The sequence below is a fragment of the Schleiferilactobacillus harbinensis DSM 16991 genome, assembly GCF_000425885.1.
In the GTDB taxonomy this organism is placed as follows: domain Bacteria; phylum Bacillota; class Bacilli; order Lactobacillales; family Lactobacillaceae; genus Schleiferilactobacillus; species Schleiferilactobacillus harbinensis.
The window spans coordinates 1-14254 of record NZ_AUEH01000062.1 but is presented as its reverse complement, the minus strand read 5'-3'; the positions used below and the strand labels follow the sequence as shown (position 1 = coordinate 14254).

Annotated in this window: 11 protein-coding genes; 3 read left to right on the top strand and 8 right to left on the bottom strand. The window is 52.9% G+C overall.

Annotated features, from left to right (window positions below):
- The 3 genes from H627_RS20535 to H627_RS0114175 form a co-directional block, all read right to left on the bottom strand.
- A partial coding sequence (locus H627_RS20535; protein ID WP_027828704.1) for a helix-turn-helix domain-containing protein occupies positions 1-269 on the bottom strand: 269 nt, incomplete at its 3' end.
- A 257-nt stretch (positions 270-526) separates the two neighbouring features.
- Positions 527-2323: a beta-glucuronidase gene (uidA, locus tag H627_RS0114180; RefSeq protein WP_027829458.1), complete on the bottom strand. Its 1797-nt coding sequence runs from the start codon at positions 2321-2323 to the stop codon at positions 527-529.
- A gap of 77 nt (positions 2324-2400) precedes the next feature.
- Positions 2401-2727 carry a BRCT domain-containing protein gene (locus H627_RS0114175; protein ID WP_027829457.1) on the bottom strand — a complete coding sequence of 109 codons (327 nt, stop codon included), beginning with the start codon at positions 2725-2727 and terminating at the stop codon, positions 2401-2403.
- A gap of 138 nt (positions 2728-2865) precedes the next feature.
- On the opposite strand from H627_RS0114175, the gene H627_RS18550 reads away from it, so the two are divergent.
- Together H627_RS18550 and H627_RS0114165 are read left to right on the top strand one after the other, a co-directional pair.
- A complete protein-coding gene (locus H627_RS18550; RefSeq protein ID WP_051225461.1) occupies positions 2866-3621 on the top strand; it encodes a DeoR/GlpR family DNA-binding transcription regulator in 756 nt (251 codons plus the stop codon).
- 114 nt (positions 3622-3735) lie between these two features.
- Positions 3736-4560 carry a Cof-type HAD-IIB family hydrolase gene (locus tag H627_RS0114165; RefSeq protein WP_035441213.1) on the top strand — a complete coding sequence of 275 codons (825 nt, stop codon included), beginning with the start codon at positions 3736-3738 and terminating at the stop codon, positions 4558-4560.
- 66 nt (positions 4561-4626) lie between these two features.
- Here H627_RS0114165 and H627_RS0114160 read toward each other — a convergent pair whose 3' ends face one another.
- The 4 genes from H627_RS0114160 to H627_RS18545 form a co-directional block, all read right to left on the bottom strand.
- Positions 4627-8076, bottom strand: coding sequence for a hypothetical protein (locus H627_RS0114160; protein ID WP_152319372.1), 3450 nt, complete (start codon positions 8074-8076; stop codon positions 4627-4629).
- 487 nt (positions 8077-8563) lie between these two features.
- The gene (locus H627_RS0114155) at positions 8564-9115 is read right to left on the bottom strand and encodes an ECF transporter S component (RefSeq protein ID WP_035441208.1); all 552 of its coding nucleotides are present in this window, start codon (positions 9113-9115) and stop codon (positions 8564-8566) included.
- A gap of 18 nt (positions 9116-9133) precedes the next feature.
- Positions 9134-9889 (bottom strand): SDR family NAD(P)-dependent oxidoreductase, encoded by a 756-nt coding sequence (locus H627_RS0114150; protein ID WP_027829453.1) that lies wholly within the window; start codon positions 9887-9889, stop codon positions 9134-9136.
- A complete protein-coding gene (locus H627_RS18545; RefSeq protein WP_051225460.1) occupies positions 9886-10743 on the bottom strand; it encodes a PfkB family carbohydrate kinase in 858 nt (285 codons plus the stop codon). The genes H627_RS0114150 and H627_RS18545 overlap by 4 nt, the downstream gene beginning before the upstream one ends.
- Before the next feature lie 133 nt (positions 10744-10876).
- Here H627_RS18545 and H627_RS0114140 point away from each other — a divergent pair, with 133 nt between their 5' ends.
- Positions 10877-12244: a glycoside hydrolase family 1 protein gene (locus H627_RS0114140; RefSeq protein ID WP_027829452.1), complete on the top strand. Its 1368-nt coding sequence runs from the start codon at positions 10877-10879 to the stop codon at positions 12242-12244.
- A 59-nt stretch (positions 12245-12303) separates the two neighbouring features.
- Here the strand turns inward: H627_RS0114140 and H627_RS0114135 are convergent, their stop codons facing one another.
- On the bottom strand, positions 12304-13938 hold the full coding sequence (locus H627_RS0114135; protein WP_223849932.1) for a type 2 periplasmic-binding domain-containing protein: 1635 nt from the start codon (positions 13936-13938) through the stop codon (positions 12304-12306).
- Positions 13939-14254 lie beyond the last annotated feature (316 nt).

Sequence of the window (14254 nt, the reverse complement as noted above, 5' to 3'; positions counted from 1 at the left end):
GACGTCCCACCCGCTAGGTATTCCTGAACAATCTGAAACTTGAGCTCGCTGGAATACGTCGTGCGCTTACGCTGTTGGCGTCGCGGTGCTCGTTCCTTAGGGACGAGTCCGGCTGCTCCCCATTGTTTATACTTCTGTACCCATTGACTCAATGCTTCCTTGCGCGGCCCTCCGGATCGCTGAACATCCATGAGTGACTGGCCAGACAGTACTCGATTAACGAACTCAATCTTGTCTTCCAAAGAGTAACGGATTCCCTTCCGCCGCATAAAAAAACTCCCTTCTGGGAGAACAGACCTTTGATTATTTGGTCTGTCCACCCTGAAGGGAGTGTACCCAGGTCCGCGATGGCTCAGTCAGGATAGGGAAAATCAATGTTGCATCATGAAGAAAAAGTTTGTCGGTTGTTGGCGTTCAGCAGGAATTCTGTTGGCCTCGTTCCTGTTGACATTTTATATACTACGGGATAGATGTGACGATTCTTTGAAGACAATGTGGCCCTTTTCGGAACCTTTTCCCACCTATATTATGCCTTGTAGCCAAAGTCCGGGATCGTATGCCAGCGGCGGCGAATCGTATGGGCAACCATCTTCGGCCGGCGAGTCCGGGTGAAGACGCCCTTGCGGTTGCCGTCAACCCGGACCAGGCCTTGGATCGTATTGAAGTCCGCGAAGTTCCAGATCTGTTCCCCGATGAAGAAGGGCCGCTTGTCAAATTGGGCACTGATCCGGTCGAAATATTCCGCCTGATATTCCTCATCAAACATCCGCGGCACCACGTCATGCAGACCTTCCACGGTGTCCGCACCATACTCAGTGACCATCACCGGCTTGTGCTGCTTGGCCCAAAAGTCCAACTCGATATTCCACGCTTCACAAGCGGCATCCAAATCGCCGCCAAGATTGTACCAGCCATAATAACGGTTGATGCAGACAACATCCATGGTCCGAGTGATCATGTCTTTGTTGTAGTCACTTTGCGCGTTAACCAGTGTCACTGGCCGATTTTCTGGATCCAGCTCATGGGCCAGCTCATACAAGGGTCGGAAATAATCGTAAGCCGACTGAGGAAACGCGGCGGTTTCCGGTTCATTGGCCAGGGACCACATCACGACACAGGGATGGTTCTTGTCCCGGTCGATCATGTCCCGCAGGTTCTGCCGATGCAGTTCGCCATTGTGCATGGTCTTGTAAGCATCGGCTTTCGTCCCGCGGCCCAAGCCGACCGCCGGTGTTTCATCGATCACGACGATACCTTCCCGGTCGCAAAGGTCGTACATTTCTTCCGCATAGGGATAATGGCTGGTGCGGAACGAGTTCGCCCCGATCCAGTGCATCAGGCTCAAATCGGCCACATCGAACACGGCGTCAAAGCCGCGGCCGTGGAGCGGACTGTCTTCATGCTTGCCGAAACCCTTGAAGTAGAACGGCTGGTCATTGATCAGGAACTTGGTACCCGCAACCCGGACCGTACGAATGCCGAAGGTCTGGCGATACTGATCCGCGCCGAAGGTCACCACGGCCGTGTACAGATACGGGTGGCCGGGAGCCCACAAGTGGGCATTCGGGACGGTCAGCGTGCCGGTTGTCCCGCCGCCATGGACCACCACTTGGCCGGTCCGGTCCAGAATTTCCACGGTCGTTTCGCCCGCGCCCTGGGTGGTTACGGTATACTGGACCAGCCCATTGGTCCCGGCAATATCCGGCACCAGCGTGATGTCCCGAATATAGGCCTTAGGCGTCGTGTACAGCTTCACCGGCCGCTGAATCCCCGCATAGTTGAAGAAATCGAAGTTCGGCTGATTCTGCTTCTTGGCATGTTCCTGGGCGATCTTGACGCTGGGAATACCGCCGTCGCCCATGCCGAACATACTGCCGCCGTCCTCATTGCCAACGGGCAGAGTCGAAAAGTTCACCCGATTATCCACCGCCACGGTCAGCAGCGCCGACTGCCCCAGCGTCAGCTGGTCAGTCAAGTCAATTTCGAAGGGCAAAAAGCCGCCCTCATGGGTTGCGATTTCTGTCCCATCCAGATACACCTTGGCGGTATGGGTCACACTGGCAAAACGCAGCACGATTCGCTGCCCGGCAAAAAATGGCGGCACCGTGATAGTCCGTTGATAAAACGCCCAGCCGTAATGATCCCGGTGGGCTGCATCCGCTTTCTGATCGTTATAAGACCCCGGTACGGCCATCGTTTCCGGAGCGGTCAGCGGTTTGGCATACCAGTGATCAGCGAAGCCGTGCCCGTCATCCAGCTTAAATTGCCACACGCCGGACAAGTCCACGACCGCCCGGCTATCAGTTGCTCTCGGATATAACATAATTTTAGTAAAGCCTCCAATTCAGTAATCATCTCTATGATAGCGGATTCTTTAACTGAAAGACAGGCTATTTTTTACTAAATCCGCTGGCCCAGATGCAGCGTATGAATCTGATCTTTCACCGTCATCGCCGCCAGCCGCCGCTGCCACGTGTCCACCACGTAATTAAGAAAGTCCACTTCGGTGATCAACGGAATGCCCATTTTGTTAGCCAGTTGCAGCTTCTCCGTCATCGGCGGCGAGAATAGGTCGCCGTACATCGTGCCCACCACCACGTAATCCGTCAACCCCGAAATCGTATCCCGGGGCACAACGCCCACAAACGACGCCAACTTGGCCAATTGATCCTGGGTCATTGTTTCGAAATGCCCAGAAAAGACGATTGTTTTATTTTGCAGGTCCATCGGCCCATCCTCCCGTTCTGTTGCTTATCTACATTGTACCCTAGACCAGTCATTTACGGGGGGTGTGCATTTATGTGCATTTCTTGCCGTGCTGCTTGGCATACTCTATACTATTAAAGGAAGAAAAGAGGTGCCACCGTGTATCAGCAACAACGTATTCAAGCACTGATCGAATGGCTGCGCCGGGACGGGCAGCTGACCACGAAACAAATCATGGCGAAGTTTGCCGTCTCCCGGGAAACCGCCCGGCGGGACATGATGGCCATCGTCAAGCTGGGCCAAGCCCAGCGCACCCACGGGGGCATCGTGCAAACACAAAAGGCCCTGCCGGTACTGGACTACCTGGAGCGGCAGCACCAGTTTTCAGATGCCAAAACGGCCATGGCCGCTGCGGCCCTGCCGCTCATTGAACCGCACATGACGTTGTTTTTAGACGTCAGCACCACCGTTCTCGCCCTGTGCCAGCAGCTCCACGAACCCGCCACCGTCTTCACCGACTCCCTGGATAACGCACTGACCCTGGCGACCCATCCAAATATTGACCTGCATCTGCTGGGCGGCCGGTTCGAAGCAAAAAATCGACTGTTTTACTCCCGGGACAGTTTGACTACCCTAGCTAACGTCACCTTTGATATTGCGGTACTGGGCACCGCCAGCCTGGATGCTGCGGGCATCTACGTGAATGACGACAATGACGCGGCAATGAAACGCCAAGCCACGGCCCAAGCGCGGAAAGTAATCGTGTTGGCTGAACACCAAAAATTTCAGAAGCAAACCCCCTACTTGTCGGCACGCTGGGCGGACATTGATCTGCTGATCACCGACCAAGCGCTCACTGCTAATGAAAAAGTACCCAGCGATGTCTCCGTGATCGTTGCCGGACAAAACGCCTAGCCCTGCGGCTGGGTTTTTCTTTTTCTCCTTTCTGCACATAAATACACATTAACGCTTGTAAATGCACACAAATCCATGTATACTTCAAGATGAAAGCAGAAGGGAGCGATTCTCATGATCAAGTATCCATTAGTGCTCAGTGATATTGATGGCACCCTGGTTGATGATAATGGTGCAATTCCGGACCATGTCGTTCAGGCCGTGCAAGCCTATAGTCAAGCGGGCGGGCATTTTGTCCTCGCCTCCGCCCGGCCGCCGCTGGCGATGGTCGACATTGCCAGCCAGCTCGACCTGACGGTTCCGCTGGTCACCCTCAACGGCAGCCTGATCGTCACCTATGATCCCCATGCCGGCAGTTGGGATATTCTGGCTGAACAGCCGCTGTATAGCCGGGTGCCCATCCAGCTGTATCAAACCATCGTCACCCACCAGCTGCCTGTCAGTCTGAACATTTACTCCGGTCTGGCCTGGATCGCCAACCAGCATGACCAGTGGAACGACCAGGAAGCAGCCATCACCGGTACCTGGCCGCTGATCAAGCCGCTGGCCCAGCGGCTGGCCACCGGTCTGACCGTCCACAAGATGCTCGCCATGGCCGCCCCCACCGTCATCGACGAACTCACGACGATCATTGCCGCCCATCCAGAGTGGCACGTCAACGCCAGCCGGTCCAAAGATACCTACCTGGAGATCAGCGACGCCAGCGTCTCCAAACAGAGTGCCCTCCACCTGCTGGCCGACCATTTCAACATTTCGTTGGCTCAAACCATGGCGATTGGTGACGGCGACAATGACCTGCCCATGCTCACCACCGCCGGCCTGGGTATCGCCACTGGCAATGCGCGCCCGACCGTCTTGGCGCAAGCAGCCCAGACCGTGGCCAGCAACACCGACGGCGGTGTCGCCGAGGCGTTGAATGACTATGCGCTGGTCCATTAGGCAAAAACTGACCGGCAGCCCGCGTCTCCCCCAAGACGTGGGCTGCCGGTCAATTTTTTGCGCCGGTTAATTAATTGTCGACTTGTTAGAATCCAGCGTGTAAGTAATCGTTGCGTTGTACTTGCCCAACTTGATGGCCGCATCGTCGTTGGCGGGCACCGTGAGTGTGACTCCCTTACCTCCGTTGCCGCCGCTGTAGTCTAAGGCCGCATTTTTAGGATCAACCGTTGGCTCCAGGCTGGTATCCAAACGATATAACCGCTGCATCGACTGATTGGACGGTACGGTATTCGCCGTATGGTTAAAGTATAGCCAATCGTCGTCGGTCATTTTATTGTTTGCTTTATTGGCATCATAATCAGCCGGTTTAGTTTCCCCATTCGGGGTACCGAAGGTCATCGCCAAATCGGACAGATTACTGTCGCCGTTAACGAACGGGGACAGCTGGGCGAACAGCGACCAATTATTCACGGTGCTGGCCGTGTCGGGATCAGTCACGGCAAAGGTCTGTTTGTTGCCGGCCACAGTCGCGTACGTAACCGTACTGCCCGGTTGCGGATGTTTGCCGAAGTCAAAACTCGGCACCGTTTGCAAGTATGGCGACGCCGCCGGATAGAGCCAATTGGTATTGGATTCGCCCAAGTAATCCAGGGTATCCGGATCCAGCAACAGATCTTGGAACGGCGTGCCGTTGCTGGGCATCTTGCTGATATCAGATACCTGATACTTGGCAGTATAGGTGAACGTCTGGCCAACAGGGAGCGGATTGGTGAGCGTGACATCATAAGCCGCAGCGTTACCCCCGAGTTTTGCCGTAATATTGGTATCCTTACTTACCGTTCCGTTTGCTGCGCCAAAATTATAATCGGCTAATGTCAGACCGGCTGGCGTGGGCACGACGACAACGAATTTAGTCCGGCTGCTATCTGTACCAACATTTTTCACTACCCCCGTGGCGGTGATCGTTTGCCCGTTGGCATAAGCATACTGCGTATCCTGACTGCGCGTAATGGTGTAAGACGCATGGGCATTATTGATCAGCGCAATCAGTGTTGAGGCTTTCTTAGTACCCAGGGTGCTGCCAATCGTCGGCTGCGTGGTCGGCATATGCACGGGAATATCATCCTGCCGGGATAACGTGAAGTCCCCGGAATAGAAAGTTACAGGATCCGTGGTCGCTGCTGGCGGCATCTTGAACTCCGGCGTGATGTCACCATAGGGACCCTTCTGGGCAAAGCCATAGTTGTACGTATCCGCCAAGCCCAGACCGACCTTGTTGGCCGTGGTACTCGTCACCAAATTATTGGCCGTGGCAGTACCGTACTTTGTACCATCGAACCCGTTTAACGCGGCAGTCATGGTGTCGTTGTTAATAATCAAACCATCGCGCCAACTCCCCAACGAATAGGTTTGATGCTGACCATTGGTTACACTGGTCTTGGGCACAATGAGGAACGGACTGCTGGACAGGTCCATGTTCGGTGTCAGGCTTTGGTTCAAGCCCAAATTAGCACTGGCAATGGGGATGCCATTGAGCGAGCCGCTGTAAATCCATTGGCCAGGAGAAAAATCTTTTGAGACCTCACCTGAATAACCCGTGCCAATGTTCTCACTGCCGCTATTCGTCACAGCCAGCTTCAGAGATGGTTCATCAGCCGAGTAAATGGGATGCGGAGCAACTGTTGGCGTACTTTGGGAGTAATCATACACTTCATAGACGTTGGCATACCGCTCAGGCGTGATTGATCCCGCTTTCTGAAGCGTCTTTTTATCTGCCGAAAACTGCGGAGCGTGGCCTGCGTGATCCCAATCCTTGGTCACGGAGATATTGCTCCCATCGTTCAACAAAGCCCCATCGGTTCGCGGATTCGGCGTCGCCGTCCGATACCGCATATCGTCACCAATTGGATTGCCGGAAGAGTGGAGCGTGTCGTTCGTTGTGTCCTTGTCGTAAGGCACTGCGGCCGCGGTCCACGAGGTGAAGTTCGTGTAGACAGGGAATTCGACCCCATTATTTATTTCACTCTTTTTGATTAACGCATGATCCATCGGTGTTTTACCAGGCTGTATTTGATTCATCAAGTCGGTGTCTTTTGTCGGATCAGTCCGATCCATACCAGCGATGACATTGTCCGGATCAGCCAGTTGGTTGCTGTTGAACATGGTAATACTGAACGAACGTCGATTGCTATCGTCACTGCCGCTGGTATCCCCAGTGTTAAATGTCCCATCTTTGTAGGGTGCCGCAAATAGCCGGTTGGTCGTTAAAGATTGAAGCGCAGTGTCTGAGCTGCCGCGATATTTGGACATGTCAAAGGTGAAATTGATTTGGGCAGAGCCGTAGAAGCCGCTGCTAACGAAGTAACCTGATATGACTTTAACAACGGACGTGCTCAGCGCGCTCATAGCCTCCGCTATGAGTCCCCCGTCTACCTTTACCAACGAGCGATTATCGCTCGGATCCGCCGCATTTAATAAAGTAATCGCACGACCCACACTGCCAGTTTCATAAATGGGGCTGCCAGAAAAGAGACTCGTAATCCCATCGATAAATTGATTAACCGGCCACCAACTGGAAAATGTATCCTTGACCAATCCGTAGTATGGATCCCAAATTGTGCTCTTACCACCAGTTTGAGTAGGAAAATTGGGGTGCCCATCTATGGTGCTGGGGCTGCCAATTTGATCCAATGTAGACGGTTGACCAGAACTGTCCAGATAAACGTTATTCAAATAATCTCGGGTATCCGCATTGTCAAGCAATTTCATTGTTGCCGCCGTACCATTATCAGATGCCGTGTAACCAAACGGAATACCCTTAACTTTCAGGTAAAAGACATTGGCGTGGTCAGGATCAAGATAGACATGATGGGCAAACTGCAATGGAAAGTTGATGTTCTTCAATTGAAATCCCAGGGCTTTAATAGTTTGCAGGTTCAGATAGAAATAGGACCCGCTCCAGTCAACTGCACCGCCCAATGACTTGGCATCAACCCCCGCTGGTAAAGTGATGCGCGCCATGACACCCCAGTTTCCAGCCATAGCGGAATCAACCGTGGTTTTCGACTGGGCCAATTGGGCGTGAATCGGTACATTGCCTGAAATCTTTAAGAACCCGTTGTCATACGTTTCGCCGCTTTTCAGCTTATTAGTGGCGTCCATTTTGCTGGTTAGATTCCCGGGATTGTAAGTAAAGTCCGTCTGGCTATTGAATTCAGTCGTTGGGTCGGTATTGAACTTGTTGGCGCGCTCGGGCGAAGAGAATGACAAGAAGTCGTTTCGGTCCACGTAGTTGATGCTGTAATAGGGTTTACCGTAAGAAGCGACATCATAATTAGGATCGTAGTTCTTATCACTGGAATTGGGACTGGGGAAAGTAATAGTGACCGGTGATTCAGCATTTTTCTTTTCCCAGTCACCCCCATCCCCAGTAGTGATACTCGCTCCACTGGCAGTCGTACCTGACGGCTCATAGGAGCCTCCGCTCGCAGCCATCGCCAGTGTTGGCTTAGCCATGAGAAGAATGATCATACCAATTAGCAGATCACTAATCAGAAAAATTGTAACTGCCTTCGTTCTCAAATGATGACGCTGTTGTTGCAAAATTGGCACCTCTATCTATTTAGTTCTACGAATTATTTAGTCTGCCATTTAACCGTAGAGCTAATTAGTGCAACGTGCCGGGCAAAAGCGACAAGAATTTTTTACCAATATTGACAATTCAGAATATAAGATCCGGTGGTTTCTTAGTTCAGATTGCATGTGGAATCACATTGTTGGTATTTTCTATTCTTAAAAAAACATTTTTGAATTGGTACATCTCAGATATATAACATCCGTTATATATGTCTCGCTTTGCACATACAATTATGGCCTAGATATTGACGTCTCCTTTAGACTTTAACTTATAAAATAATTGTTCAGGGAAGAGCAATTCAGAGTTAAAAAAGGCTGGTGATTCTTCGGAAAAATCACCAGCTACCTGCGAAAGGTTGAAGTTATTTTACTGCCGCCGAGCCGCCTGAAACGCCCGCCGCAGCAAGAAATACAGAATCGGCACAATAATCGCCGTGGCCACGGAGTTGATGGCTGTCGCGGTTAGGCTGAGAAACGAGGCGATGATCGCCGGTTGCAACGTGATCCCGGCAATCAGGCCCTCAACCACGGTCGCCAGAAAAGACGTGATCAGTTTGGTAATCCCGGCAGCGATGCCGACGGTAATAATATGACTGGGCCGATCATCGTGCTTGAACGCGCGCATAATCGCACTGACCACGATCGCCATCACGATCACTTCCAGCACCGTCAGCCAGCTCGTAGCGGCATACCCATTCAGGATATCGAAGCCGCCTAGGCCAACGGCGGCAGCCACGCCGCCCCAGACACCGCCCAGAAATAGAATGGCAATAACCATCAAGGGATTGCCGAAGTGAATGAATGGCCGGCCGACGATCGCCGGGAGGGGAATCCGTAAAACAGAAATTCCGATATAAATAATGGCCGCGAATAACGCGGTTAAAATGGCATTCAACAACTGCTTATTTCTTCCTAACACTGAATAATTCCTCCATTTCTAGACTTGATCAAAGTAGGTCAGCAGCGCATCGGGAATCAGGGCAGCGGCCAGGCTGAAGGCCTTGTAGAACGGGTGCGGGGTGTAAACCATGCGGCCCCGCTGAACCAAGGTCAGCGACCGGCGAGCGACTTTGGCCATGTTCAGCAGCGGCAGGTGGGCCGCCATGTTGAACCGGCTGGGTGCCGTACTGCTGAACTGACCCGTACGCATCAAGCCCGGCGCCAGCGCCAAGACATGGATTCCTTGGCAGCGCAGTTCAGCGTGCAGACCCTTGGTATACGCCAACAGATAGGCCTTGCTGGCGCTGTAAACCACCATGTTCGGTGACGGGGTGAATGCGCCAATCGAGGTGACATTGATGATGGCGGCACCCCGCGCCATATAGGGCAAAACCAACCGGGTCAACACGGTGGGCGCGACGGCATGCAGGGCAATCAGTTCCAGCTGATTGGCAATCGGCATGGCGGCCACCGGCCCGGTATGCATCGCCCCGGCGTCATTGATCAGCAACCGCACCTGCGGCTTTTCCCGAGCCAGCAGCCCCTGCATTTTGCGCAGCGCTGCCGGCTCCGTGAGATCGTAAGGCAGAATTCGGAACCGGCGGCCAGCGATGGACTGGGCCAGCTCAACTAATTGCGTTTTGCGCCGGGCAATCAGCCAGATTTCGTCCAGCATGGGCATCATTTCGGCCACAGCCCGGACGTATTCCCGGCCCAGGCCCGACGACGCCCCAGTAATAATGGCAATAGTCATGGTCGCTCCTCGCTCTCTGCTCGGGTGCTGGCCGCCACCAGGGTCGGCAAGACCGGGCCAAAATTGACATCCTGCAACGGATTATCTGCTTTAGCGGCTTGATTCGTTACGGTAATTGCCCGGGCAATGAAGTCCATGGCACTGGCAATGGCCGTCTGAAGCGGCCGACCTTGGAGCAGCCGGCCGGCCAAGACACTGGCAAACATATCACCGGTACCAAAGTAATGCCCTGGCAGTGCTTCCGTGGTTTGCATCTGAACCGTCTGCTGCGCCGCTGATGCAACACCGATACGGCTGCTGGTTAACGCGATCCCGGTCAATACCACGGGAATTTGAAACTGGGCAAAAAAGGCAGCGGCTAATTCCTGGGCGGCTGCCGCCGTCACCGGTTCAGTTGTCGGCTTTCTCCCTAACAACAACTGGGCTTCGGTCACATTCGGCGTGACCAGCGTGGCGTGGGCCAGCAAGTTGCGCATACCGGTGACGTAGTCCGCGTCTAAGCCGCGATACAGTTTGCCACCGTCAGCCATGGCGGGGTCCACGACGCGCAGGGGCAGTGCCGCGAGCCGCGGCAGCTGTTCCCGCCACACGGCCAGGGCCTGGGGCCCTAAATAGCCCAGATAAAGCCCGCCAATATCCAGCGCCACCGTCGCCCAATGACGCAAAATCGGTGCAATCTGCCCGCTCAGATCCAGATATGTATTGTCCGGGATACCGGTATGCGTCGATAATAATGCTGTGGGCAGCACCCGGGGCCGCAGCCCTAGAGCAGCCAAGATCGGCAGCGCTGCGCCCAGCGATACTGCACCAGCCCCGCACAAGTCTTGACTCACAATAATTGATTGATCGGCCATGCAGACCACCACCTTTCCGCCAATTGTACCAAACTCTGCGCTTGAATAGCGCCAAAAAGTGGTTTGCTGCCTGCTGAACGCGGTTACATGGTAAACTAAAAGTAATGCAACAACAGAAAGGAAGAAAAGCATAATGGCATTAGCAGATTTTCCGCACGATTTCTTATGGGGCGCCTCCACGTCGGCCTATCAATACGAAGGCGCCTATAACGAGGACGGCAAAGGCTTGTCGGTTCAGGACGTCGCCACGCCGCCGGCCGGCACGGCCAATTTTCAACTGACCAGCGACGGCTACCACCGTTATCCGGAAGACTTCGCCCTGTTTGGTGAAATGGGCATGAAGTCCTACCGTTTCTCCATCGCTTGGACCCGAATCTTTCCTAACGGTACTGGCGAGGTTAACCAGGCGGGGCTGGATTACTACCAGCACGTGCTGGACGAATTAAAGAAGTACCATATTGAACCCGTCGCCACCCTGTTCCACTTTGACCTGCCTGCGGCCTTGCAAAAGCAAGGCGGCTGGGCTAATCGGGCGACGATTGAGGCCTTCGTGAATTACGCCAAGGTCGTGCTGGATCATTTCTCACCGCAAATCACTTACTACCAGACGATCAACGAGCAAAACATGCTGTTCCAAGGCGCCGTCTTCGCAGCCTTCAAGGGCCACGGGACGTTCAAGGACGCGGTTCAGGCCAACCACAACATGTTCGTCGCGGCGGCCAAGGTGATCACCTACGCCCATGAAAACCATCCAGAAATCAAGATTGGGCCGGCCCCGAACCTCGTGGCGATCTATCCGCTGACGGCGCGCCCGGGAGACGTGTTGGCGGCTAACACTTACGACTCTATACGCAACTTGCTGTTCGGCGATGTCACCATTCTCGGCCGATACAATCACGTGGCCTGGCACCTCTTCGAACAGTTCCACGCTGCCCCTGACCTGGCACCGGATGATATGGCCACCATCGCGGCCGCCCACCCGGACCTGCTGTACTTCAACTACTACAACAGCGAAACCGTTCGGGCCGCCGATTCTAGCGATATGCTGCCGTTTAAGAAAGTCCTCAACCCTTTCATTAATCAGAATGAATTTGGTTGGGATATTGACCCTGAAGGTTTCCGCGTAACGCTGCGCCAACTGTACGATCGCTATAACCTGCCAATGATCATTACCGAAAACGGCCTGGGGGCCCACGACACACTGACGGATGACGGCCAAGTCCATGACCCGTATCGGATCAAGTACTTGAACGATCATATTTACCAAATGCGCTTGGCCATTGGCGAGGGCATTCCGGTGATTGGTTACCATCCCTGGTCGGCGATTGATCTGGTGTCGACCCACCAAGGCTTCGTGAAACGATATGGCTTTATCTACGTTGATCGTGGCGAAGAGAACGACAGCGGGACATTGAAGCGGTATAAGAAGGATAGTTTTGCCTGGTATAAGGACGTGATCGCCCATAATGGGGATAATGTGACTGGGCCAATGAAGAAGTGACTTACCCAATAGCATAAAAACAGCGGGGCATATCGCTCCGCTGTTTCTATGCTTGCAACTTATTTTGCATTCTTCCAACGGTCATAAGCAGCTTGGTAAACCTTCACGTATTGATCCACATGCATGCCCTTGATCGTGCTAACGTATTTGTCCCAATCGCTCAACGGCGTAACACCCGTGATGAACTTAGCCTCAGATTGTTCCACGTAAGTCTTCAAATCGTTGGTAATAGAACTGATTGAATCCTGCTCACTGGAAGTCAGATAAACCATCGGGAAACCTTGCTTAGCATAGGGTAAAATCTTATCCTTAGTTTCTTTGCGCAAAAACGCGTTCAAACCGCCGCCAGTGGGCGCATTGGCCGAAACCAGAACTGGATCACTATCGTTATCGAAGACTAACGACGGAGTCGTCAAACCATAATCCGGCGTAATCTTGCTGCGCTTGTCCTCAGAATTTGATTCATTAATCCCTTTGGCCAGTACCCGAACTTTCTTGCCTTCTTTGTTCTTGGCATAGACCCAATAAACACCCTCTGGACCATTATTCAGGTAGTCGCTGCCTTTCTTGCTGTAGAAGTAGTCCACCCAGCGCAGGGAAGCCGCCGGCGATGGGTTGTTCTTAGTCAGAGCGAAGTTCCCGCGATTCAGGCCATTGTTCAGAGGCACAACCGCCTTGGTGGATTCCGGACTGGTCAGCGGCTGCCACATCGGATCTTCTACTGCTTGATTTGGTGTCTTACCAGAAGTGAAATAGGAGAAATAGTCTGCATAAACCCCGAGTCGATTCGATTGGCCCTTCGCCTTGCGCTGATCATCTGATTGGGCAAAGGTATCCTTATCCAGCAAACCATTCGCATACAACTTATGCATATAAGTCAGATATGCCTTGTACTGAGTCGTGATTGGCGTATAGAACACTTTGTTCCCGTCATTCTGGACATCCTGAGTTAACAAACCAAAGGCTGCCATCAGCCACGTCCGAATGCTCGCCAGTTTCGTATCGCTCAATGGAATTTCATCCTGCTTACCATTGCCGTTGGGATCGTCATTCTTGAACTTCATCAACAAGTCGTAGAATTCATCCGTCGTCTTTGGCAGTTCTTTAATCCCTAGTTTCTTTAACCAAGCGCCGTTGTACCACATCGGATTATTTTGCCACGATGCATACGCATTGACTGCCACCATGGGCAAGGCATAGATATGCCCATCAGGAGCGGTAATCGACCGGCGGATATCTGGATTCTTCTTCATCAGGGCATTAAAATTCGGGGCATACTTGGGAATCAGCTTTTCCAGCGGTAGTAATTGCCCGTTCGTGCCATAGGTCACTTCCTTAGTCGCGGTCAGGTTGTCACTGCTGGCTGCATAGATGATATCCGGCAAGTCTTGGGAAGCAAACGCCAGGTTGAGTTTGGTACTAAAATCGCTCATCGGCGGCGTATTGTATTTCAAGGTGACGTTAGTTTTCTTAGCATAATCCTTCAAGACCGCCATATCATCCCACTTAGCGGCACCTGTACTCGGGGCCATCATCGTCATCTTAAGATTTTTGCTAACGATGGGAAAACCAGTTGTCTTGACGTCCACTTTGCCGCTGCCACTTTGGCTGTTGCCGCCCGTACCGCAGGCCGCCAGCAGCAAGACGGCAGTCATGGCCGCAAAGGCCATTTTTGCCACATTCTTCATGTGCATGATGCTTTCCTCCTCGTATAGTTAATTTACAGACAAGTTCGTGGATAGTTTTCTTGTTTGGATGTTGCGTGATACTCTCTAGTAGTTCATTGGATTTGGGTCCAACTGGTATAGGCTTTTTCCTCCTGTAGCTAAACTACATTGTTGAGACTGCCGCCCAGATGAATCGAACAAGTGCAAACCACAAGCTGCGGGGTCTGGTTCCGATGTTGGCGACTCGCGTTTCGCCAAGCAGCTCATTGAAGCCGGACATGACCGCTCATAGTTGCGAGGATGTGTTGTAGGTTCATAACTAGGGAGCATCGCGCAGCACCCA